Source organism: Enterobacter cloacae complex sp. 677-3DZ2D5B, from assembly GCF_004136695.1.
In the GTDB taxonomy this organism is placed as follows: domain Bacteria; phylum Pseudomonadota; class Gammaproteobacteria; order Enterobacterales; family Enterobacteriaceae; genus Enterobacter; species Enterobacter hormaechei_C.
The window spans coordinates 16,007-39,240 of record NZ_QFLS01000009.1 but is presented as its reverse complement, the minus strand read 5'-3'; the positions used below and the strand labels follow the sequence as shown (position 1 = coordinate 39,240).

Below are 23,234 nucleotides of genomic sequence, written 5' to 3'. Positions count from 1 at the left end.
GGTAAATCAGTTTGCTGCCAGATGTTAATTCGCGGGCGTAGGGATCCTGGCGATAACCTTAATTTCGAAATCAAAACCCGCAAGCCAGTTAACGCCTATTGCTGTCCAGTTTGGGTAAGGGGGGTGCGGAAACGCCAGTTTTTTCGCCTCCATGATGGCGGGGAACTGGTTTTCAGGATCGGTATGAAACGTCGTGACATCAATCAGATCGTCAAAAGTACACCCTGCGGCTGCCAGAGTCGCCCGTAAATTATCGAACGCCAGCTGCACCTGAGCGGGGAAGTCGGGTTCAGGTGTGCCATCGCTGCGGCTGCCAACCTGACCGGAAACAAATAACAGATCGCCAGAGCGGATTGCTGCTGAATAGCCATGCTCTTCATAGAGGGCATGTCGATTAGCCGGAAAGACGGGGTCACGTGGATGCATGGCTTTTCCTTTTCTGTCAGAGGTATTGTTGTGCTTACGCAGTAGAAGTAACATACGCGATGTATGTCAAAAATGTAATCCACATACGCCGCGTATGTCAAATTATAATTACCGCTTAATGAAGGAAGTCCCATGGCTACAAAACGTCGTGCTGAAACGGCCCAGGAAAATCGCGAGAAAATGATTCAGGCGGCGCGGAAGGCATTTGCTGAAAAAGGCTATGCCGCAGCGTCAATGGATGAACTCACGGCAAGCGTGGGGTTAACACGCGGCGCGCTATATCATAATTTCAACGACAAGAAGGGATTACTGGCGGCGGTGGTCGCGCAGATAGACAGCGAAATGGCAGCAAACGCGAAAGCGATTGCCGCCGCCGCCGAAGATGACTGGGAGCGACTGCTGGCGGAGGGCATCGCCTATATCAAAATGGCGCTCGTTCCGGAAGTTCAGCGTATCGTCCTTCTTGACGGCCCGGCTGTTCTGGGTGACCCGGCGCAATGGCCCAGCCAGAACAACTGCCTTGAGTCGACCCGTCAGACCATCGAAAAAATGATGGAGTGCAACGTAATCAAAAAGATGGATGCCAGAGTCGCAGCCCATCTGCTGAACGGCGCTGCGCTGAATGCGGCTCTGCTGATTGCCGCGAGTGATGAACCGCAGAAGACCCTTCCGCATGCTATAGAGGTGTTTACTCTGCTGGCAAGCGGGTTACGCAACGGCTAACGATCTTTACGCCACGCGTCCGCCGTCAATGCTTCACCAAAGTGTCCGGCAATCAGGCGTTTTGTCAGGTCATGGAGCGGGGAGGCCAGTACGTCAGCGGTACTGCCGCGCTCGACCACTTCTCCCTGGTGCATCACCAGCACCTGGTCGCTGATGTGTTTCATCATGCCCAGGTGCTGAGTCACGTAAATATACGAGATCCCCTGCTTTTCCTGTAACTCCAGCATCAGGTTAATGAGCTGCGAACGCATCGACATATCCAGCGACGCCAGCGCTTCGTCGGCGATAATAACTTTCGGGCGCAGGATCAGCGCGCGGGCCAGACCGAGACGCTGTTTTTGGCCCGGGGCCAGCATGTGCGGGTAATAGCTGACATGGTCGGGCAGGAGGCCTACCAGACGCAGGGTTTCGACAATCCGTTTGCGACGCGCTTCCGGCTCCAGGTCGGTATTCAACCGCAGCGGGAAATCCAGGATCTGGGAAATACGCTGGCGCGGGTTCAGGGACGTCGACGGATCCTGAAAAATCATCCGGATGCGCTGACTGCGAAAAGAATAGTCCCCAAATTCCAGAGGATGATCGTCAATCAGTATTTCACCGCCGCTTGGCTCGACCATGCCCGCGAGCATTTTTGCCAGGGTCGATTTGCCCGAGCCGTTTTCACCGATAATCGCCAGCGTCTGCTTTTCGCGCAGCGTAAAGCTCAGCGGTTTAACCGCCTCGACGGTCTGACGGTGAAACAGGCCGGTGCGATAGCGAAAGGTCTTACTCAGGTTACGTACTTCCAGTAAGGTTTCGACCATTTCACTCTCTCTCCATGTTCAGCGGGAAATGACAGGCAAACAGATGGTTTTTCGGCCCTGTCAGGCGCGGTGTTTCAATGCATTTACGCTGAGCATACGGGCAACGTGGTCCCAGACGGCAGCCAATGGGCAGCGATTCCAGCAGCGGTATCGCGCCAGGCAGCGTATTCAGACGGCTTTTGTGCGGCATCGCGCTGCCAAAGTCCGGGATCGCCCTGATCAGCGCCTGCGTGTAGGGATGATGTGGCGTCGTCACCAGGTCTTCACTTGGCGCGGTTTCTACCGTCTGGCCGCAATACATTACATCAATTTTATCCGCCCACTTGCTCAGCATTTGCAGGTCGTGACTGATCAGCAAAATGGTGGTGTTGTTATTCTGGTTCAGACGCGTGAGCAGGCGGAAAATCTGCGCCTGGGTGGTTGGCTCCATCGCGTTCGTTGGTTCGTCCGCAATCAGCAGACGCGGCTGATTCGCCAGGGCGATGGCAATCATCACTTTCTGGCATTCACCGTCGGTCAGTTCGTAGGGGAAACTGCGCATCGCGTCTTTATGGTCTTTGATCCCGACACGGTGCAACAGCTCAATGGCACGGCGTTTACGCCAGCCGAAACGCTGCCACCAGCGGCCTTTATAGGTCCAGCCGGGGATGTTCTGCATCAGCTGTTTCCCGACGCGCTCGGACGGATCGAGACAGGATTGCGGCTCCTGGAAAATCATCGAGACGTTATGGCCCACCAGTTTACGGCGTTCGCGCGGGGAGAGACGCAACAGATCGATGTCGTCGAAGCGCATACGATCGGCGGTCACCCGCCAGTTGTCTTTCGCCACGCCGCAAATGGCCTTGGCGATCAGACTTTTCCCCGAACCCGATTCGCCCACCAGCCCGCGGATTTCGCCCTCTGCGAGCGTAATGCTGATGCGATCCACGGCCTTGACCCAGCCTTCGCCCGTTTTAATTTCTATCGTGAGGTTGCGGATATCGAGTAACGGCATTATTGCACCCCCGCATTGATTGCGCGGCGGATCCCGTCGCCCAGCAGGTTAACGAGCAGCACGCTCACCATGATGGCCGCGCCCGGCAGCATGACCGTCCACGGCGCAACGTAAATCAGCTCCAGCGCATCGCCGAGCATGGCGCCCCATTCCGGGGAGGGAAGCTGCGCGCCAAGGTCCAGGAAGCCCAGCGCTGCGATATCCAGAATCGCCATCGACAGGGCGCGGGTGATCTCCGTCACCAGCCCGGCGGCAATGTTAGGCAGCACGGCAAACCACAAAATATTAAACGTGGTGGCGCCATCCAGACGGGCGGCGACGACATACTCTTTTTCCAGCTCGTCGTGAACCAGGCTGTAAACCGAACGCACCATGCGCGGCAGAATGGCCAGCCAGACGGCGAACATCGCATGGGTGAGGTGCGGCCCCGCGAAGGCCACGACGATAATCGCCAGCAGCAGTGAAGGAATAGAGAGCAGGGTATCAAGAATATGGTTAAGCACGGCCGACCGCAGCCCGTGGGTTGAGCCGGCAAAAATGCCCAGCGCCAGGCCGCAGATCGCGGCAGCCAGGGTGACCACGAACGCGCCGCCTACCGTAGGTGCGGCGCCGCTCAGTAAACGACTTAGCACGTCACGTCCGAGATCGTCAGTCCCCAGGAAGAACGAAACCTCCCCGTAACGCGACCACGACGGCGGTAAAAGCTGATAACCAAGGAACTGCTGATCGATGCCATACGGTGCAAACCACGAACCCAAAACGCACAGCAACACGAGGCCAATGCAGCCGTAAAAGCCGATCATCGCCGTGGTGTCGCCGTAAAAATTACGCCACACGGTACGTAGCGCACCGGGCGTGCGCTTTTCGCTGTAGACGTTATCGTAAGGCATACCATTCCTTATGCTTCAATGGGTTGGCCATGGCACCCAAAATATCGGAAACAACGTTAACAATAATGACCAGGGAGCCAATCACCATCACGCCGGCAGAGATCGCCGCGTAATCCTGCTGGCGAATGGCGTTGATCATCCAGCGTCCAAGGCCCGGCCAGCTGAAAACCATCTCGGTGATCATCGCCAGCGTCAGCATGGTTGAAAATTGCAGCCCAAGACGTGGGATTACGGGTGGCAACGCATTGTGCAGCACATGGCGACGGAGAATCGTCAGGCGAGACAGTCCGCGCGTGGCGGCGGCCTTCACATAGTTTTGATCGAAGACGTCGATAGTGCTGATACGCATCAGGCGAATTACTTCGGTCGTCGGCGCGACGGCCAGCGTGAGCACCGGCAGCACCATGTGGCGCAGCGCGCTCACGATCATTTCGTCGCGCCAGACTGAATCAGAAAGCCAGGCGTCAACGATGGCGAAGCCGCTCACCGTTTGCACGTTATACAGCAGATCAAAACGGCCAGATACCGGCAGCCAGCCTAACGTCAGTGAGAAGAAGAGGGTAAGCAGTAGCGCCAGCCAGAAAACAGGGATGGAAAAGCCAATTAAGGCAAGCGCGCTGATGAATTTATCCTGCCACTTATTACGATAAATGCCCGCCAGCATCCCCACCGGGATCCCCACCATGAGGGCAAAGCCAAAGGCGAGTACACACAGCTCCATGGTGGCCGGGAAAACCACTTTCAGCTGCTCGGAGATGAGCTGTCCGTTAATGCTGGACACGCCAAAATCCCAGTGTAGCAGGCCATTAAACCAGAACAGCCAGGCGTCCCAGAGGGATGAGCCCTGAAGCGGGGCGTGCGGCGTAAAGTAGCTCAGGCTAAAGCCGACAAAGGTCAGGAAGAACAGGGTGACCAGTAGTAACAGCAGCCGACGCAAGGTAAATATAATCATGGTTTCTTCACCTCTTGTTCTTTCTCACGGGTGACGCCCGCGAAGGAGGCGTTACCAAACGGGCTGAGTACCAGCCCTTTAATATCGTAACGGTAGGCCTGGAGGCGCAGGGAAGAGGCAAGCGGCAACACGGGAAGTTCTCTGGCCAGAATATTTTGCGCTTCATCATAGGCCTCAATGCGTGAGGCAAGCTGTTGAGACGCCAACGCTTTTTGCAGCACGGCATCAAATTCCCGGTTACACCAGTGGGCGTAGTTGGTCTGGGAGTTGATTGCCGCACAGCTCAGCAGAGGACGGAAGAAGCTGTCCGGGTCGTTACTGTCGGTGGACCAGCCAGCCAGCGTTAAGTCGTGATTCATGTCCATCAGACGCGCCTCCTGGAAACGGCCTTCGACAGGCACGATGATCACCTTAACGCCCACCTGCGCCATATCAGCCTGCAACAGCTCAGCCGTTTTAAGCGGACTGGGGTTCCACGCCTGAGAGCTGGTGGGCACCCACAGCTGTAGCGTCAGGTTTTCTGCCCCCAGCGCTTTAAGCTGTTCGCGCGCTTTCGCCGGATTATATTCGGTAATCTTCGCCTCGCCGTCATAGGCCCAGGAGGCGCGCGGAAGAATAGAGGCGGCGGTTTCCGCGGTCCCGTAGTAAATCGACTGCATCAGACGCTGATTGTTGATTGCTAACGCCAGCGCATGGCGCACGGCCGGATTATTCAGCGGCGGCTTATCGGTGTTAAACGCCAGATAAGCGATGTTCATTCCCGGGCGCAGTGTCAGGCGCAGGCGTGGGTCGTCGCGCAAAATGGTCAACTGGCTGGCCGCAGGCCAGGCAAGCACGTCGCACTCGCCGGTCAGCAGTTTGGAGAGTCGGCCTGTTCCACCTGAACCCAGATCGACAATGACCTGCGGCATCAGCGGTTTGCCGCGCCAGAAACGATCGTGGCGTTGCAGGCGAATGTATTGTCCGGCGCGGTACTCTGCTAACTGGAACGGACCTGTGCCCACAGGCTCACGATCGAGACGTTCCTGACGATCCTTTTTCGTCAGCTGATCTGCGTATTCGGCTGACATGACCGAGGCGTAGTGCGTCGCCAGATGCCAGAGGAAGGAGGCGTCCGGGCGAGTCAGGCGAAACTCAACCGTGCGGTTATCCAGCTTACGAACGCTTTTGACCGAGTCCGCGAATTGCAGACTGTCGAAATAGGGGAAGTTCCCGCCATTAACGTTATGCCACGGATGATTGCGGTTGAATATGCGCTGGAAGGTGAAAACCACGTCATCCGCGTTGAGTTTACGGGTTGGCGTAAACCACGGAGTGTGCTGAAAGGCGACATCATCGCGTAGACGAAAGCGGTATGTGGCGCCGTTATCAAGCACTTCCCAACTTTCAGCAAGCTCCGGAACCAGCCGATAGGTATAAGGATCGACGTCGAGCAGGCGATCGTAGAGCTGTGCGGCCAGCGTATCAACAATCAGGCCGCTCCCCGCTTTTTGTGGGTTAAAGGTATCAACTTGCCCGCTGACGCAATAGACGAAACCACTCTCTCGGATATCAGGGGGCACAGCGCGATCGGGCGCAGCAAAGGCCAGATTGCTGAACAGACCGAGTGCAAACAGGGACGATAAAACCAGGCGCATAGTTTTTAAGGTTTTTAGATTCGATCTGCAAAGTGTATCGCACTTACGCCTGCTTCGTAAAAATGTCTGGGGGTAAGTGCTGATAATGTCAGCGCATTTGATGTTTTTTGAGCAATGCCCTTAACTGATGGTAGGTCAGGCCCAGCAGTTCAGCCGCCCGTTTCTGATTATATTTCGCCTCTTTCAGGCTCTGCTCGAGCAAGTTTTGTTCCTGCTGATGCTGGAACTGGCGTAAATCGAGCGGCAACGCCGGATCCTGCTGGCGCGTCGCCGGAACCGGGGGCTGTTTATCCTCGCGACGAAACGGATCGAGAATAATGTTGTCCAGTTCGGTTTCGCTGCTGCCATGCCGGTAAACGGACCGTTCCACCACGTTTTTCAGTTCACGAATATTGCCCGGCCAGTGGTAACCGAGCAGGGTCTCAGTGGCCTGTTCGCTAAAGCCCGGAAAGAGCGGCAGGCCCAGTTCCCGACACATCTGAATGGCAAACTGATCGGCCAGCAGCATGATATCGCTACGTCGCTCCCGCAGCGGCGGCAGCTGAACGACATCGAAAGCCAGCCTGTCCAGCAGGTCGGCGCGGAATTTGTCCTCTGCCACCATCGCGGGCAGATCGGCGTTAGTGGCGCACACCAGGCGAACGTTGACCTGGAGCGGCTGACTGCCGCCAACGCGTTCCAGTTCGCCATACTCAATGACGCGCAGCAGCTTTTCCTGCACCAGCATCGGCGCGGTCGCCAGCTCGTCGAGAAAAAGCGTTCCGCCATCGGCGCGCTCAAAGCGTCCGGGATGGCGTTTTTGTGCGCCGGTAAAGGCGCCAGCTTCATGACCAAACAGCTCGGTGTCGAGCAGATTTTCATTCAACGCCGCGCAGTTAAGGGAAATAAAAGGGCCGTCCCAGCGGCCAGACAGAAAGTGCAGGCGGTTAGCGATAAGTTCTTTACCCGTTCCGCGCTCACCGATAATCAGCACCGGTTTATTCAGCGGCGCGAGGCGCGAAACCTGTTCAAGCACTTCCAGGAAGCTGTTGGCTTCGCCAAGCAAATTATCCTTATAGTCAGCCATGATGAAATTAACCACTCCTTAGTGATATTCACCAGGTGAGAATAGCCGCTGGATGGATAAATATCAATCACATTGAGTAAAATCAATAAGATAAAAAGTTGGCATGGGATTTGTATTATCTGTTCAGCAGGGCATCGCCCGATAACAGAACTATGAGGATTGAATTATGGGTATTTTTTCTCGTTTTGCCGACATCGTGAACGCCAACATCAACTCGCTGCTGGAGAAAGCGGAAGATCCGCAGAAGCTGGTGCGCCTGATGATTCAGGAGATGGAAGACACGCTGGTTGAAGTACGCTCCACCTCCGCCCGCGCGCTGGCAGAGAAAAAGCAGTTAACACGTCGTATCGAGCAGGCGACTGCCCAGCTTAACGAGTGGCAGGAAAAAGCGGAACTGGCGCTGCGTAAAGATAAAGAAGATCTGGCCCGCGCTGCGCTGATTGAGAAGCAGAAGCTGACCGACATGGTTGCCACGCTGGAACATGAAGTGACGCTGGTGGATGATACTCTGACGCGTATGAAGAAAGAGATTGGTGAGCTTGAAAACAAACTCAGCGAAACCCGTGCACGTCAACAGGCGCTGGCGCTGCGCCACCAGGCTGCAAGCTCGTCCCGCGACGTGCGTCGCCAGCTGGACAGCGGCAAACTGGATGAAGCAATGGCGCGTTTCGAATCGTTTGAACGTCGTATCGACCACATGGAAGCGGAAGCCGAAAGCCACAGCATCGGTAAGCAGAAAACCCTGGATCAGCAGTTTGCTGACCTGAAGGCCGATGATGAAATTAGCGAGCAACTGGCTGCGCTGAAAGCCAAAATGAAACAAGACAACCAATAATAATTCCTGCGGCACCTGAGCGTGCCGCATCGTTAGACAAGGAGTACACATGAGCGCGCTTTTTCTGGCTATACCCCTGACCATTTTCGTGCTGTTTGTTCTGCCCATCTGGTTATGGCTGCACTACAGCAACCGCTCTTCACGCGGTGAGCTGTCGCAGAGTGAACAACAGCGGCTGGCGCAGCTCTCTGCCGAGGCAAATAAAATGCGCGAACGTATTCAGGCGCTGGAAGCCATCCTGGACGCGGAACACCCAAACTGGAGGGAACGGTAATGGCTGGACTGAATCTGAATAAAAAACTGTGGCGGATCCCACAGCAGGGCATGGTTCGGGGCGTTTGCGCCGGGCTGGCGCACTATCTGGATGTCCCGGTAAAACTGGTGCGTGTGGTCACCGTATTGTCGATTTTCTTCGGTCTGGCCTTTATTACACTGGTGGCATACATCATTCTGTCGTTTGTACTCGATCCTATGCCGGAAGGTGAGCTGAATGCTGAGAACACGCCAACCAGCAGCGATCTCCTGAACGCGGTGGATGAACAGCTGAGCGCAGGGGAGAAGCGATTGCGCGAGATGGAACGTTATGTCACCTCCGATACCTTTACGCTGAGAAGTCGTTTTCGTCAGCTTTAAGAGAGAACTTACATGAAACAAAACTGGCAACAGGCCGGTCAGAAGGTAAAACCCGGCCTGAAAATCGCAGGTAAACTGGTTCTGATGACGGCGTTACGTTATGGCCCGGCCGGTGTGGCGGGTTGGGCGATCAAGTCTGTTGCCCGCAAGCCGGTCAGAATGATGCTGGCGGTCGCTCTGGAGCCGCTGTTACAGAAACTGGCAAAACGCGTTTCCCGGCGCTACCTGTCACGCTAGTTCCTCCCGCATAAGCCCTTTCTCCCCCAGAGAAGGGGCATGACTTTCCTTTCTGCGTTTCTTCTGCTTTTCTGCTTTCTTTGCGGCAGCTCACAATAATGCGTTGCGCTGCGCTGAGAATGCTGCTTTCTGCCCCCGGGTCCGTTGACAGTTATTTTTCATGGGAGTAGATTGCCACTCCGTGGGACCGCTACCATGGAAAATAATGTGAACGCAAAAATTAAAAAACTCATCAATCATATCTACGGTGAATCATTTTCAGATGCACACCTTAACGTGTTATTAACTAAGCTTGAAAAAGCGGCGACTAATATTACGGAAAAGCGTAAGTCAGGCTGGGATGAAAAAGACGTTGTGCTGATTACCTATGCCGATCAGTTCTCCACAAAAGGGGAGCAAGCGTTGCCGGTATTTACCCGGTTCTATAATGAATGGCTTTCTCGTACGTTTTCCCATGTCCATCTGTTACCTTTTTATCCGTGGTCTTCGGATGATGGATTTTCCGTCATTGATTATCACGAGGTTGCTCCTGAAACAGGAACCTGGCGAGATGTCGCGGAATTAAAACAGTCAGCCAGCTTAATGTTTGACTTCGTTTGCAATCATATGTCAGCGAAAAGCGAATGGTTTGCTAATTATCTTGCGCAGAAGCCGGGCTACGAAGATTTCTTTATTTCTGTCGACCCCGAAACCGATTTATCCGCGGTGACGCGTCCACGCGCATTACCGCTGCTGACGCCGTTCACGCTTCATGATGACAGCGTTCGTCATCTGTGGACCACATTCAGCGATGACCAGATCGATCTCAATTTCGCCTCGCCGCAGGTGCTGATTGCCATGGTTGACGTTCTGCTCCATTACCTCATGGAAGGGGCGCGTTATATCCGTCTGGATGCGGTCGGGTTTATGTGGAAGATCCCGGGAACCACCTGTATCCATCTGGAACAAACCCATTGCCTTATCCAGCTGTTCCGCGCCATTACGGACGCTGTGGCGCCTGGAACGGTGATCATCACTGAGACAAATGTTCCCCACAAAGACAATGTCTCTTACTTCGGTGATGGTGAAAATGAAGCCCAGATGGTCTATCAGTTTTCCTTACCTCCGCTGGTGCTGCATGCTGTTCATCGTCAGGATGTTAAAGCCCTATGCCAGTGGGCGGGGTCACTGGCGCTGCCTTCAACTCATACCACCTGGTTTAATTTCCTGGCCTCGCATGATGGTATCGGTTTGAACCCGTTACGCGGCATCCTTCCGGAATCAGAGATCCTCTCGCTGGTTGAAAAGCTTCAGCAGGAAGGCGCGCTGGTCAACTGGAAAAATAATCCTGACGGTACGCGAAGCCCCTATGAAATTAATGTCACCTATCTTGATGCGTTGAGTTTGCGAGACAGCTCAGATGATGAGCGCATTGCGCGGTTCATCCTGGCGCATGCTGTGTTGTTAAGTTTTCCTGGCGTACCGGCTGTATATATTCAAAGCATTCTCGGTTCGCGTAACGATTATGAAGGTGTCGAACGTCTTGGATATAACCGCGCAATAAACAGGAAGAAATACACCGCAGGTCAGGTTGATCTGGAACTCAATAATAAGAAGAGTATTCGTTATCAAATTTATTCTCGTTTGAGTGAGCTTATTGCTATTCGTCGCGGCGAGAGTGCGTTCCATCCGGATAGCCAGGCTATTTTTGACGCAATCGGCGAACATATTCTTAAAATTGTTCGTGTTGCTGAAAATGGCGAGCGAATGACAGCATTATTTAATTTTAGCAATAAAATGCAGACCATTTATGGACAAACGCTCTTTGGTAGAGAATTACTATCAGGACACGATATTAGCGGTACGGAACTGAACCTCAATCCATGGCAGGTAATGTGGATTAAAGAAAACTAAAAAGGACCCTAAAATGAAAATGCCCAAAATTGTGCTGTTATCAGCACTGGTTTCGTGCGCCCTGTTATCAGGCTGTAAGGACGATAAAGCATCTCAGGTCACCATTGAGTTTATGCACTCGTCGGTAGAACAGGAGCGTCAGCAGTTATTACGAAACTGATCGAAAAATTCGAGAAAGAGAACCCGACTATTACGGTGAAACAGGTACCCGTTGAGGAAGATGCCTATAACACCAAGGTCATTACGTTGGCCCGTACCGGCGCGCTGCCGGAAGTGATTGAAGTCAGCCATGACTACGCCAAAGTCATGGATAAAGAGCAACTGCTGGACCGTGACGCGATCGGCAACGCGATTAAAGCCGTCGGTGAAGATACCTTTTATGACGGCATTTTACGCGTTGTTCGCACTGAAGACGGCAAGGCATGGACGGGGGTGCCGGTTAGCGCCTGGCTGTCCGGCGTCTGGTATCACAAAGATGCGCTCGCGGCAGCAGGAATCGAAGAACCGCACAACTGGGAGCAACTGCTGAAGGCCAGTCAGGCGCTCAACGATCCGGCGAAAAAACATTACGGTATCGCGCTGCCAACCGCAGAAAGCGTTATGACCGAGCAGGCTTTCTCGCAGTTTGCGTTGTCAGGCGGAGCCAACGTCTTTGATGCAAACGGCAACGTGAAAATCGATACCCCTGAAATGTCGAAAGCGCTGGCGTTTTATCGGGCACTGGCCGCGAACACCATGCCGGGCTCGAATGATGTTATGGAGATCAAAGACGCCTTCATGAACGGCTCTGCGCCGATGGCCGTTTATTCCACCTATATCCTGCCCGCGGTCTACAAAGATGGCAATCCGGCCAACCTGGGGTTCGTGGTCCCGACGGAAAAATCATCAGCCGTGTACGGCATGATCACCTCGTTGACTATCACGACCGGCCAGACCGAAGAGGAAACGCAGGCGGCAGAAAAATTTGTGACCTGGATGGAGCAGGCTCAAAACGCGTCTGACTGGGTGATGATGTCCCCTGGTGCGGCGCTGCCGGTGAACAAACTCGTGGTGGGCACTGAGAGCTGGAAAAACAACGACGTGATCAAAGCCTTTGGTCAACTGCCTTACGAGCTGATTGCGCAGTTCCCGAACGTCCAGGTATTTGGCGCCGTAGGCGACAAAAACTTTACCCGCATGGGAGATGTTACCGGGTCCGGCATTATCAGTTCCATGGTGCATAACGTAACGGTGGGACAAAAAGATCTCAATGCGACGTTAAGCAACAGCCAGAAGAAACTGACTGACCTGATCTCACAACGATAGGAGCGCTTTGCGAAGGGAATTATGAAGACGTTGTTTTCTGGTCGTTCAGATATGCCTTTCGCCATGCTGCTGTTGGCCCCCAGCCTGATTTTGCTGGGGGGCCTGGTGGCCTGGCCAATGATTTCCAACATTGAAATCAGTTTTTTACGTTTACCGCTGAACCCGCGTATTGATGCGGTGTTCGTCGGCCTGGATAACTACATTCGCATTCTGGGCGATGCTGCGTTCTGGCACTCCCTGTGGATGACGTTCTGGTATACGGCCCTGGTCGTGCTCGGCAGCACCGGGTTGGGACTGGCCGTAGCGATCTTCTTTAACCGTGAATTCCGCATGCGGAAAACGGCACGTTCACTGGTGATTCTGTCCTACGTGACGCCGTCTATTTCACTGGTATTTGCCTGGAAATACATGTTCAACAACGGCTACGGGATTGTGAACTACCTGGGCGTTGATCTGCTGCATCTCTACGATCAGGCGCCGCTGTGGTTCGATAATCCTGGCAGCAGTTTTGTCCTGGTTGTGCTGTTCGCCATCTGGCGTTACTTCCCGTACGCCTTTATCTCGTTCCTCGCAATTTTGCAGACCATTGATAAATCATTGTACGAAGCGGCAGAGATGGACGGGGCGAATGCCTGGCAGCGTTTTCGTATCGTGACGTTGCCCGCCATCATGCCGGTGCTGGCCACGGTGGTCACGCTGCGAACCATCTGGATGTTCTACATGTTTGCGGATGTGTATCTGCTCACCACCAAGGTCGACATTCTGGGCGTATATCTCTACAAAACCGCCTTTGCGTTCAATGACCTGGGTAAAGCAGCCGCCATTTCCGTTGTGCTGTTTGTGATCATCTTCGCGGTCATTCTGCTGACCAGAAAAAGGGTAAACCTCAATGGCAACAAATAAACGCGTTCTGGGCCGTATCGGTTTTTATCTGGGACTGGCGCTATTCCTGATTATCACGCTGTTTCCGTTTTTTGTGATGTTGATGACGTCATTCAAAAGCGCGAAAGAGGCGATCTCGCTGCACCCGACCATTCTGCCGCAGGAGTGGACGCTACAGCACTACATCGACATCTTTAACCCGCTGATTTTCCCGTTTGTGGATTACTTCCGTAACAGCATGGTGGTGTCGCTGACCTCCTCGGTCATTGCGGTGTTTCTCGGCACGCTGGGCGCGTATGCGTTATCCAAACTGCGCTTTAAAGGACGCACGACGATCAATGCGAGCTTCTACACCGTCTATATGTTCTCCGGGATCCTGCTGGTGGTGCCGCTGTTCAAAATCATCACCGCGCTCGGCATTTATGACACCGAACTGGCGCTGATCATCACCATGGTGACGCAGACGTTGCCTACCGCGGTCTTTATGCTGCGCAGCTATTTCGACACCATCCCGGACGAAATCGAAGAAGCCGCGATGATGGACGGCCTGAACCGCCTGCAAATCATCTTCCGCATCACCGTGCCGCTGGCGATCTCGGGTCTGGTGTCGGTCTTTGTCTACTGCTTCATGGTGGCGTGGAATGACTATCTGTTCGCCTCCATTTTCCTGTCCAGCGCCAGCAACTTCACGTTGCCGGTGGGGCTGAACACGCTCTTCAGTACGCCAGATTACATCTGGGGTCGCATGATGGCGGCATCGCTGGTAACGGCACTTCCGGTCGTCATTATGTATGCCCTGTCTGAACGTTTCATTAAAAGTGGTTTGACCGCCGGCGGCGTGAAGGGCTGAGGCGGCCGATATTAACAAGGAGTCAGTCATGAAAAAATTAGTTGCGACAGCGCCTCGTGTAGCGGCGCTGGTGGAATACGAAGATCGTCCTGTTGCAGCACATGAGGTGAAGATTCGTGCCCGTTATGGTGCCCCGAAACACGGCACCGAAGTCGTGGATTTCCGCGCGGCAAGCCCGTTCATCGATGAAGAGTTCAACGCTGAGTGGCAGATGTTTACCCCGCGTGAAAAAGGTGCAGCGCGCGGCATCGAATTTGGTAAATTCCAGCTGGGGAACATGATCGTCGGCGACATCATCGAATGTGGTGCGGACGTGACGGAATACCAGATCGGCGACAGCGTCTGCTGCTACGGCCCGTTGCAGGAAACGGTCATCGTAAACGCGGTGAACAACTATAAGCTGCGCAAAATGCCGCAGGGCGCATCCTGGAAAAACGCCGTTTGCTACGATCCGGCGCAGTTCGCCATGAGCGGCGTGCGTGATGCTAACGTCCGCGTAGGGGATTTCGTCGTGGTTGTGGGGCTGGGCGCGATTGGCCAGATTGCGATTCAGCTGGCGAAAAAAGCCGGCGCGTCAGTGGTTATTGGTGTCGATCCTATCGAACATCGCTGTGAGATCGCCCGCCGTCACGGTGCAGACCACTGCCTGAACCCAATCGGTACCGATGTCGGTCTGGAAATTAAGAAACTGACCGGCAAGCAGGGCGCCGATGTGATCATCGAAACCAGCGGATTTGCAGATGCGCTGCAATCTGCGCTGCGCGGTCTCGCCTACGGTGGAACGATCTCCTACGTGGCTTTCGCCAAGCCGTTTGCGGCAGGCTTCAACCTTGGTCGCGAAGCACACTTCAATAACGCCAAAATTGTCTTCTCCCGCGCATGCAGTGAACCCAACCCGGATTATCCGCGCTGGAGCCGCAAGCGTATTGAAGAGACCTGCTGGGAATTGCTGATGAACGGTTATCTCAATTGCGAAGATCTGATCGACCCGGTCGTCACCTTCACCACCAGCCCGGAAAGCTATATGAAGTATGTCGATCAGCACCCGGAACTCAGTATCAAAATGGGCGTCACTTTTTAAGCTAAGGACAGCAATCATGAAAATCGCAACACAAAACCAGGCCTTTTTCCCGACCGCTATCATGGAAAAATTCGAATACATCAAAGCGATGGGATTTGATGGCTACGAAATTGATGGCCGACTGCTGGTGGAAAACCTCGACGAAGTAAAAGCGGCTATCAAAGCCACCGGCCTGCCGGTCACGACGGCCTGTGGCGGATACGATGGCTGGATCGGGGATTTCATTGAAGAACGCCGCCTGAACGGTCTACAGCAGATTGAACGCATTCTGGAAGCGCTGGCAGAAGTGGGCGGAAAAGGGATTATCGTTCCGGCTGCCTGGGGGATGTTTACCTTCCGTCTGCCGCCAATGACTTCGCCACGTAGTCTGGACGGCGATCGCAAAGCGGTCAGCGCTTCCCTGCGCTGGCTGGATGAGGTGGCAGCGCGCACCGGTACTACCGTCTACCTGGAGCCGCTGAACCGCTATCAGGATCATATGATCAACACTCTGGCCGACGCGCGTCGTTATATCGAAGAGAACGGCCTGAAGCACGTGCAGATCATCGGTGATTTCTACCACATGAATATTGAAGAAGACTCCCTGACGGAAGCGCTGCATCAGAACCGCGACCTGCTGGGTCATGTGCACATTGCTGATAACCACCGCTATCAGCCGGGCAGCGGCAGCCTCGATTTCGCCAGCCTGTTCGATCAGCTGCGTGCCGATAATTATCAGGGTTACGTCGTGTACGAGTGCCGGGTGCGTGCCGACGATCCGGCTCAGGCCTATAAGGACTCTCTCACTTACTTGCGTGAATGCTAAGGATGACGAGCGTGATGAGTGCTTCTACACCTTTGCCTCTGCGCGTCGCCATCATTGGCGCCGGGCAGGTTGCAGACAAAGTGCATGCCTCGTATTACGCCACGCGCAGTGATGTTCAAATGGTGGCTGTCATGGACAGCCGCCTTGAGCAGGCACAGGCGTTCGCGGAACGTTATGCTATTCCATCGGCATGGCAGGACGCTCACGAGATGTTGCAGGAAGTAAAACCGGATGTGGTGAGCGTCTGTTCGCCTAACCGGTTCCATTTTGAACATGTGATGGCGGCTCTCGAAGCAGGTTGTCATGTGATGTGTGAAAAGCCGCCGGCGATGACGCCGCACCAGGCGGATGAGATGCGTCAGGCGGCGCGCAAGGCCGGAAAAGTCCTCGCGTACGATTTTCACCATCGCTTTGCGCTGGATACCCAGCTCCTGCGCGATGCGGTAATGAACGGAACGCTCGGTGAAATTTACTTCACCTCCGCGCAGGCGCTGCGTCGTTGCGGTGTGCCGGGGTGGGGCGTTTTCACCAATAAATCGCTCCAGGGCGGCGGGCCGCTGATCGATATCGGCATTCATATGCTGGACGCCGCGATGTACGTGCTGGGTTTCCCGCCCGTGAAGCGGGTAACCGCGCACAGCTTCCAGAGACTGGGGAACCGGAAACACACCGGCCAGTTTGGCGAATGGGATCCTGCGCAGTTTACCGTGGAAGATGCCCTGTTTGGCACGATTGAGTTCTGCAACGGTGGCATTCTGCGTCTGGACACCTCTTTTGCGCTTAATATCCGCGAGCAGTCGATCATGAACGTCTCTTTCTGCGGTGAGAAGGCGGGTGCAACGCTGTTCCCGGCACACATTTATAACGACGAAGCCGGTGTTTTACAGACGCTGACCCAGCGGGAAGAAGCTGACGATCGCCGACATCTGCGCAGTATGGACGCGTTTGTTCGCCACGTATTGGGCGAGCCGGTCATGATTGCCGATGCGGAGCAGGGGCTGGTGATCCAGCAATTAGTCGCGGCGTTATATGAAGCCGCGGAAACAGGGGAAAGCGTGACGTTATGCTGAACCAGTCTGTATTAACCGATCCGGGCTTTTGCCCGCATAGCCTGAATAAGTACGCGTCCATTATGGCCTGCGGCAATGGCTACATGGGCATTCGCGCCACGCATGAAGAAGATTACACCCAGCAGACCAGAGGCATGTATCTCGCGGGGCTGTATCATCGCGCGGGACGCAACGAAACCACAGAGCTGATCAATCTGCCGGATGTCACCGGAGTTGAAGTTGAGCTGGACGGCGTCAATTTCACGCTCCTTTCAGGCGAAATTCTTGAGTGGCAACGCGAGCTGGCCTTTGCTAACGGCGAACTGCATCGTAACGTTGTCTGGCGTTCGCCGGACGGAAAACGCTATCGCCTCGAGAGCCGTCGTTTTGTTTCGCTGGACCAGTTACCCTTAGTGGCAATGCAGCTCTCAATTACACCGCTTGACGGCGCCGCACAGGCCGTGCTGAAAACCGGCATAGATGCGACACAGACGAACAGCGGCAGGCAGCATCTGGATGAAATCTCGGTCAGGGTTTTTGACCAGCACTACATGCAGGGTGTGTATGAAACGCTGGACCGGGCGTCTGAAGTTGTTGTTTCGGCGTTTTGTCAGCTCTCCGCTAAGAGCGACAGCTGTTTCACCGCCAAAAATCGTCGCCTCAGCGTTCATCATTCTCTGACTATCTCGAAAGGTGACACCGTCACGCTTGAGAAAATCATCTGGCTGACGCATCGCAGCGATAAAGCGCTCTCGCAGGAGTCTTTCGCCCGCAACGCGCTGGCCGATCTCAAAGTCTGCGCGGCAAGAGGCTACGATGCGTTGCTTGAAAGCTCAGCGTATGCCTGGAAAGCGGTATGGCGTGACGCTCGGGTGGAAGTGACTTGTGCAGAACAGCAGGATCAGCTTGCGCTGGATTATGCCGTCTGGCACCTGACGACAATGACGCCAGCCCATAGCGAAAGAAGCAGCATTGCCGCGAAAGGGTTGACGGGGGAAGGGTACAAAGGGCACGTCTTCTGGGATACCGAAATTTTCCTGTTGCCGTTCCATCTGTTTACCCGTCCACAGATTGCCCGCAGCCTGCTGCGCTATCGCTGGCTGAATCTTTCTGGCGCGCGTGAAAAAGCACGCCGTAACGGTTGGCCGGGCGCGTTGTTCCCGTGGGAAAGCGCCGCCAGCGGAGAGGAAGAGACGCCAGAATTCGCAGCCATTAACATCCGCACCGGGGTTCGCCAGAAGGTCGCCTCCGCACTCGCTGAACACCACATCGTGGCTGATATTGCCTGGGCCGTTGTCGCTTACTGGCAGGCAACACACGACGATGCCTTTATGCGCAATGAGGGTCTGACGCTGCTGATGGAAACCGCTTCGTTCTGGATGGGACGCGCGACGGAAATTAATGGTCGTCTTGAGATCCATGACGTGATCGGACCGGATGAATACACCGAGCATGTCAACAACAACGCTTACACCAACTATCTGGCCTGGCACAACGTGGCCTGCGCGCGTCAGTTTATGGCGAAATTTGGGCGTGAAGATGCGCGTTTTACGGAGAATGCCGGTAAGTTCCTGGCGCGCCTGTGGCTGCCAGAGGCCGACGCAGAGGGTGTGATCCCGCAGGATGATACCTTCATGGCAAAACCTGCCATCGATCTGAGCCGCTATAAAGCCAAAGCGGGTAAGCAAACCATTCTGCTTGATTACTCTCGCGCGGAAGTGAACGAGATGCAGATCCTGAAGCAGGCCGACGTGGTGATGCTTAACTACCTGCTGCCGGAACGGTTTACGCCGCAGCAATGTGCCGCCAATCTGGCGTTCTACGAGCCACGCACGATCCATGATTCATCCCTGAGTAAAGCCATTCACGGCATTGTGCTCGCACGTTGCGGTGACACCGAGGGGGCGTATGCCTTCTGGCGCGATGGGATTGCCATCGACCTGGGGGACGACCCGCACAGCAGTGATGACGGTATTCATGCCGCCGCCACCGGTGCGATCTGGTTGGGCGCCATTCAGGGATTTGCTGGCCTGCACATTAGCGAAGGGGAGCTGCATCTTGCGCCGAAGCTGCCTGCTCACTGGCAGAAACTCGCCTTCCCACTGCGGTGGCGGGGCGCAACAATGCACATTACCTGTGAAGATGACCTGTTAACCATTGAAACCACCGCACCTGTCACGTTGACGCTGTGGGGTAAAACGCTGCATGTATCAGGGCGGAAGGTCTGTGAACGTAAGGACTTTCTTGTACCTGTTAATGGGACCGCTACCACGGAGGGGCGCCATGATGCTTAACGCTGTTGTATTCGATCTGGACGGGGTGATCACCGATACCGCGCATCTTCACTTTCTGGCCTGGCGCGCCGTGGCGGAGGAGATTGGTATCACCTTCGATGAAGTATTTAACGAACAGCTGAAGGGAATAAGCCGTATGGACTCCCTCCAGCGCATTTTGATACATGGCGGGAAAGAGGGGATGTTCAGTGACGAGCAGCGCCTGGCGCTGGCGAGGAAAAAAAACGCGCTTTACGTCCAGTCGCTGTCATCACTGACGCAGGATTCGCTGCTGCCGGGTATTCGCGACGTGCTGGCGGATATTCGCGCCGCGAAGGTCAAAATTGGCCTGGCATCCGTATCGCTTAATGCTCCTGGGATTTTGCACGCGTTGGGTATTCATCAGGCTTTCGATTTTTGCGCCGATGCTTCGCGTATTAGCCGCTCAAAGCCGGACCCGGAAATCTTCCTTGCGGCCTGTAAAGGACTGAACGTGCGTCCTGAAGAGGCCATTGGTATCGAAGATGCCGCCGCAGGGGTAGATGCGATCAACGCCGCAGGAATGCTGTCGGTCGGGATTGGGCCTGGCCTGAACCATGCGGGATTACAACTTCATTCAACGCAGGAACTGACCTGGGAACGCCTGACGGCGTTCTGGGCATCCCGGGCGTATTGATAAGGAATTAATAATGGCTCAACTGTCTCTGAAACACATTCAGAAAATTTATGATAACCAGGTCCACGTGGTGAAGGATTTCAACCTCGAAATTGAAGACAAAGAATTTATCGTCTTCGTCGGTCCATCGGGTTGTGGGAAATCCACGACGCTGCGAATGATTGCCGGCCTCGAGGAGATCAGCGCGGGTGAACTGATTATTGACGGGGTTTGCATGAATGATGTTCCCGCCAAGTCCCGTGATATCGCGATGGTCTTCCAGAACTATGCGCTCTATCCGCATATGACGGTCTACGACAACATGGCGTTTGGCCTGAAAATGCAAAAAATTGCGCCCTCCGTCATTGAAGAACGCGTTACCTGGGCGGCACAGATCCTGGGCTTGCGCGATTACCTCCAGCGTAAACCTGGCGCGTTGTCCGGCGGTCAGCGTCAGCGCGTGGCGTTAGGCAGGGCGATAGTGCGCGAAGCGGGGGTGTTCCTGATGGATGAGCCCTTATCCAACCTCGATGCCAAACTTCGTGTGCAGATGCGCGCTGAAATTAGCAAGCTGCATCAGAAGCTTAATACCACCATGATTTACGTGACGCACGATCAGACGGAAGCCATGACGATGGCGACCCGCATCGTGATTTTAAAGGACGGCATCATTCAGCAGGTGGGCGCGCCGAAGCAGGTCTACAACGAGCCGGCGAATATGTTCGTTGCAGGATTTATTGGCTCACCGGCGATGAACTTCATTCGTGGCGCAATCGACGACCGCTATTTTGTGACGGAAACGCTGCGTCTGGAGATCCCGGAGGACAAGCTGTCCGTACTGAATGCGCAAGGTTACCAGCGTAAAGCGGTTGTCTTTGGGATCCGTCCGGAAGATATTCTCACCGTACAGCGAAGCGGCGAAAACATCACGGCGAAGATCAGCGTTGCTGAGCTGACCGGGGCTGAATTTATGCTTTATGCCACCGTGGGTGGGCATGAACTGGTTGTCCGTGCGGGAGCGGCGGATGATTACGTTGCCGGAGATAATATCGGCATCCAGTTCGATATGAATAAGTGCCATTTCTTCGATGCTGATACTGAAACAGCTATTAGATAAGAAAGGTGTTCGCCGGAAATGAAAGTTTCCGGTTTTTTGTATGTTAATTATAAAGGAATATTTTAATGAGTACTCTACTAAGAAGTGCTGCGCTCGTCCTGTGCGCAGGGGTGAGCTGCGCGCAAGCAACTGAATCAGCCAAACAGTGGGAATTTAATATTGGCGCCATGTATGAAATTGAAAACGTCGAAGGTCAGGCCGACGATAAAGATGGATTATATGAACCCTCCGTGTGGTTTAATGCCACTTGGGATGCATGGACCATTTCGCTGGCTATGTATCAGGAAGGGCCGGTTGATTACAGTAGCATGACGCGCGGCACCTATTTCGATCGTCCCGAAGTAGAATTACGCTATCGTATTATTGGTACCGATGATTTCACGCTGGGACTGACGGGTGGTTTCCGTAATTACAGCTATCATTTCAAAGATGAGGATGGCGCGAAAGCGGGCAGCGCAAATATGCAGCGCTATAAAATTCAACCGGACTGGGATGTAAAATTAACCGATGACTGGCGTTTTGGCGGATGGTTTGCCATGTACCAGTTTGCGAATGACCTGGCAAAAACCGGTTATTCTGACAGCCGTGTTGAAACGGAAACCGGTTTTACCTGGACAATTAACGAAACCGTCTCTGCAAAAGTTAATTACTATTTAGAGCGGGGTTTCAATATGGACAGTTCACGTAATAACGGTGAATTCTCCACTCAGGAAATCCGTGCGTATATGCCTGTTTCATTAGGACAGACAACCCTGACGCCGTATACTCGTCTTGGGCTTGACCGCTGGACAAACTGGGACTGGCAGGACGATCCGACACGTGAAGGGCATGATTTCAATCGTCTGGGATTGCTCTATGCTTATGACTTTGCGAATGGCCTTTCCATGACGCTGGAATATGCCTACGAATGGGAAAACCATGACGAAGGCGAAAACGATCGCTTCCACTATGCGGGGATCGGCGTGAATTACGCGTTCTGACAGGACGTTACCAGGGGCGTTTGCCCCTGGTTTTTAGCGTAATGAAGCCGCATCTGAAAAATGCGTTTCAACCAATACCTTATGCGGGGCAGGTTTACCCGCAATGCACCTGAACAACAAATCGCAGCTCTCTTCGCCCAGCTTTCTCGTGGGGATATCAAAACCGCCTGGTGCAGGGGTTAAAATGAGAGATAGCATCGGGTCGCTGTATCCTGCCATTGCGACCTGTTCCGGGATCGTCAGATTTAGCTCATCCGCGGCACGATAAAGACTCAGCAATTTCATGCTGTCCGTCGCAAAAACCGCATCAGGCGGGTTGTCTGATGAGAGTAGCTGACAGGCCGCCTGAAGCGCGCTTTCATGGGTATATCCGCCATCAATAACCCAGTCCGGATTAATCGCAATACCGTGCTTCTCAAGGCTCGATTTATAGCCCGCCAGGCGATCGATAGAAACGTGATAATCGAGCGGGGCATGCAGGCAGGCAATTTTAGTGCGACCATGTTTGATAAATGAGTCGGTTAATATGGCGCTGTCGTGGAAATTATCCGTGTCGACAGAATAGATATTCTGGTAATTGCCTTCCACTTTACCAATAACGACCACGGGCACACCGTATTCGTCCAGCGTCGCGAAAAAAGACTCGTTCGCCGGCGAGCTTAGCATGATGATCCCTTTGATCATCTTCTGCTTTATTTTACCCACGCATTTTTGCAGATCATCTTCGCTGCTTTTGGACGTTTGTAAAATAACATCAAAACCTTCTTCTTCTGCTTTTGCCGTTATGGCATGCAGTACATCAGAGAAAAACGGATTCCCTGCGGTGGTTTTGGTTGAACGGGTCGAAATAACCATAATGGCGTCGAAGCCAGAAGAGGTGAGTGCGCGGGCAAGTTTATTCGGTTGATAATTTAATTCTTCTATCGCCTTCAACACCTTTTCGCGCGCTTCAGGAGAAATATTCGTTTGTTTATTCAGAACGCGCGACACGGTTGATTTCGAAACGCCAGCAACGCGGGCAATATCATAGATGGTGGGTGACATACACCTTACTCACTCCAGACGGACAGCAATTGCGCCCATCTTACTGGAGAGAAAACGGCAATAGCAATAATTAAGAATTGATAATCAACGATCTGCCCCAATTT

At 54.0% G+C, this 23,234-nt stretch carries 23 protein-coding genes and 1 pseudogene; 16 read left to right on the top strand and 8 right to left on the bottom strand.

The features are described from left to right. Positions 1-24: 24 nt before the first annotated feature. Entirely contained in the window at positions 25-426 is a 402-nt protein-coding gene (locus DD597_RS13585) for a RidA family protein (protein WP_003856835.1), read from the bottom strand. Between the two features lie 132 nt (positions 427-558). On the opposite strand from DD597_RS13585, the gene DD597_RS13580 reads away from it, so the two are divergent. Then, positions 559-1,149: a TetR/AcrR family transcriptional regulator gene (locus DD597_RS13580; protein WP_063978881.1), complete on the top strand. Its 591-nt coding sequence runs from the start codon at positions 559-561 to the stop codon at positions 1,147-1,149. Here DD597_RS13580 and sapF read toward each other — a convergent pair. The 6 genes from sapF to pspF form a co-directional block, all read right to left on the bottom strand. Continuing rightward, entirely contained in the window at positions 1,146-1,952 is an 807-nt protein-coding gene (gene sapF / locus DD597_RS13575; protein WP_003856838.1) for a putrescine export ABC transporter ATP-binding protein SapF, read from the bottom strand. The genes DD597_RS13580 and sapF overlap by 4 nt on opposite strands. A 1-nt stretch (position 1,953) precedes the next feature. Continuing rightward, positions 1,954-2,946 carry a putrescine export ABC transporter ATP-binding protein SapD gene (gene sapD / locus DD597_RS13570; protein WP_003856840.1) on the bottom strand — a complete coding sequence of 331 codons (993 nt, stop codon included), beginning with the start codon at positions 2,944-2,946 and terminating at the stop codon, positions 1,954-1,956. Beyond that, positions 2,946-3,836, bottom strand: a complete 891-nt coding sequence (gene sapC / locus DD597_RS13565) for a putrescine export ABC transporter permease SapC (protein WP_003856843.1) — start codon at positions 3,834-3,836, stop codon at positions 2,946-2,948. Before sapC ends, sapD begins: the two co-directional genes overlap by 1 nt. After that, the gene (gene sapB, locus DD597_RS13560; RefSeq protein WP_003856845.1) at positions 3,823-4,788 is read right to left on the bottom strand and encodes a putrescine export ABC transporter permease SapB; all 966 of its coding nucleotides are present in this window, start codon (positions 4,786-4,788) and stop codon (positions 3,823-3,825) included. The genes sapC and sapB overlap by 14 nt, the downstream gene beginning before the upstream one ends. Beyond that, complete coding sequence (gene sapA, locus DD597_RS13555) at positions 4,785-6,425, bottom strand: ABC transporter substrate-binding protein SapA (RefSeq protein WP_003856847.1); 1,641 nt, start codon at positions 6,423-6,425, stop codon at positions 4,785-4,787. The genes sapB and sapA overlap by 4 nt, the downstream gene beginning before the upstream one ends. A gap of 88 nt (positions 6,426-6,513) precedes the next feature. After that, on the bottom strand, positions 6,514-7,506 hold the full coding sequence (gene pspF / locus DD597_RS13550) for a phage shock protein operon transcriptional activator (protein WP_164846577.1): 993 nt from the start codon (positions 7,504-7,506) through the stop codon (positions 6,514-6,516). A 151-nt stretch (positions 7,507-7,657) separates the two neighbouring features. On the opposite strand from pspF, the gene pspA reads away from it, so the two are divergent. The 15 genes and pseudogenes from pspA to DD597_RS13475 all read left to right on the top strand — a co-directional run bounded on the left by pspA (position 7,658) and on the right by DD597_RS13475 (position 22,086). After that, a complete protein-coding gene (gene pspA, locus DD597_RS13545) occupies positions 7,658-8,326 on the top strand; it encodes a phage shock protein PspA (protein WP_022651342.1) in 669 nt (222 codons plus the stop codon). 49 nt (positions 8,327-8,375) lie between these two features. After that, the gene (gene pspB, locus DD597_RS13540) at positions 8,376-8,600 is read left to right on the top strand and encodes an envelope stress response membrane protein PspB (RefSeq protein WP_003856853.1); all 225 of its coding nucleotides are present in this window, start codon (positions 8,376-8,378) and stop codon (positions 8,598-8,600) included. Then, positions 8,600-8,959 carry an envelope stress response membrane protein PspC gene (gene pspC / locus DD597_RS13535; protein ID WP_003856855.1) on the top strand — a complete coding sequence of 120 codons (360 nt, stop codon included), beginning with the start codon at positions 8,600-8,602 and terminating at the stop codon, positions 8,957-8,959. Before pspB ends, pspC begins: the two co-directional genes overlap by 1 nt. A gap of 12 nt (positions 8,960-8,971) precedes the next feature. Next, positions 8,972-9,196: a phage shock protein PspD gene (gene pspD / locus DD597_RS13530; protein ID WP_003856857.1), complete on the top strand. Its 225-nt coding sequence runs from the start codon at positions 8,972-8,974 to the stop codon at positions 9,194-9,196. Positions 9,197-9,391: 195 nt separating this feature from the next. Continuing rightward, positions 9,392-11,089, top strand: a complete 1,698-nt coding sequence (locus DD597_RS13525; RefSeq protein WP_129256289.1) for a sugar phosphorylase — start codon at positions 9,392-9,394, stop codon at positions 11,087-11,089. 13 nt (positions 11,090-11,102) lie between these two features. Continuing rightward, positions 11,103-12,394 (top strand): annotated as a pseudogene (locus DD597_RS13520) (ABC transporter substrate-binding protein). Positions 12,395-12,415: 21 nt separating this feature from the next. Continuing rightward, a complete protein-coding gene (locus tag DD597_RS13515; RefSeq protein ID WP_003856862.1) occupies positions 12,416-13,297 on the top strand; it encodes a carbohydrate ABC transporter permease in 882 nt (293 codons plus the stop codon). Beyond that, positions 13,284-14,126, top strand: a complete 843-nt coding sequence (locus tag DD597_RS13510) for a carbohydrate ABC transporter permease (protein ID WP_015570402.1) — start codon at positions 13,284-13,286, stop codon at positions 14,124-14,126. Before DD597_RS13515 ends, DD597_RS13510 begins: the two co-directional genes overlap by 14 nt. Positions 14,127-14,154: 28 nt before the next feature. Beyond that, on the top strand, positions 14,155-15,207 hold the full coding sequence (locus tag DD597_RS13505; RefSeq protein ID WP_003856866.1) for a zinc-binding alcohol dehydrogenase: 1,053 nt from the start codon (positions 14,155-14,157) through the stop codon (positions 15,205-15,207). Between the two features lie 16 nt (positions 15,208-15,223). After that, positions 15,224-16,012 (top strand): sugar phosphate isomerase/epimerase, encoded by a 789-nt coding sequence (locus DD597_RS13500; RefSeq protein WP_003856868.1) that lies wholly within the window; start codon positions 15,224-15,226, stop codon positions 16,010-16,012. An 11-nt stretch (positions 16,013-16,023) separates the two neighbouring features. Further along, entirely contained in the window at positions 16,024-17,082 is a 1,059-nt protein-coding gene (locus DD597_RS13495) for a Gfo/Idh/MocA family protein (protein ID WP_129256288.1), read from the top strand. Beyond that, complete coding sequence (locus tag DD597_RS13490) at positions 17,076-19,355, top strand: glycoside hydrolase family 65 protein (protein ID WP_129256287.1); 2,280 nt, start codon at positions 17,076-17,078, stop codon at positions 19,353-19,355. Before DD597_RS13495 ends, DD597_RS13490 begins: the two co-directional genes overlap by 7 nt. Next, entirely contained in the window at positions 19,345-20,010 is a 666-nt protein-coding gene (gene pgmB, locus DD597_RS13485) for a beta-phosphoglucomutase (protein WP_129256286.1), read from the top strand. Before DD597_RS13490 ends, pgmB begins: the two co-directional genes overlap by 11 nt. 13 nt (positions 20,011-20,023) lie before the next feature. Continuing rightward, complete coding sequence (locus DD597_RS13480) at positions 20,024-21,106, top strand: ABC transporter ATP-binding protein (protein WP_123060469.1); 1,083 nt, start codon at positions 20,024-20,026, stop codon at positions 21,104-21,106. A gap of 65 nt (positions 21,107-21,171) precedes the next feature. Further along, complete coding sequence (locus DD597_RS13475) at positions 21,172-22,086, top strand: OmpG family monomeric porin (RefSeq protein WP_032609320.1); 915 nt, start codon at positions 21,172-21,174, stop codon at positions 22,084-22,086. A gap of 33 nt (positions 22,087-22,119) precedes the next feature. On the opposite strand, the gene DD597_RS13470 is transcribed toward DD597_RS13475, so the two are convergent. Beyond that, the gene (locus DD597_RS13470; protein ID WP_003856881.1) at positions 22,120-23,130 is read right to left on the bottom strand and encodes a LacI family DNA-binding transcriptional regulator; all 1,011 of its coding nucleotides are present in this window, start codon (positions 23,128-23,130) and stop codon (positions 22,120-22,122) included. Between the last annotated feature and the right edge of the window lie 104 nt (positions 23,131-23,234).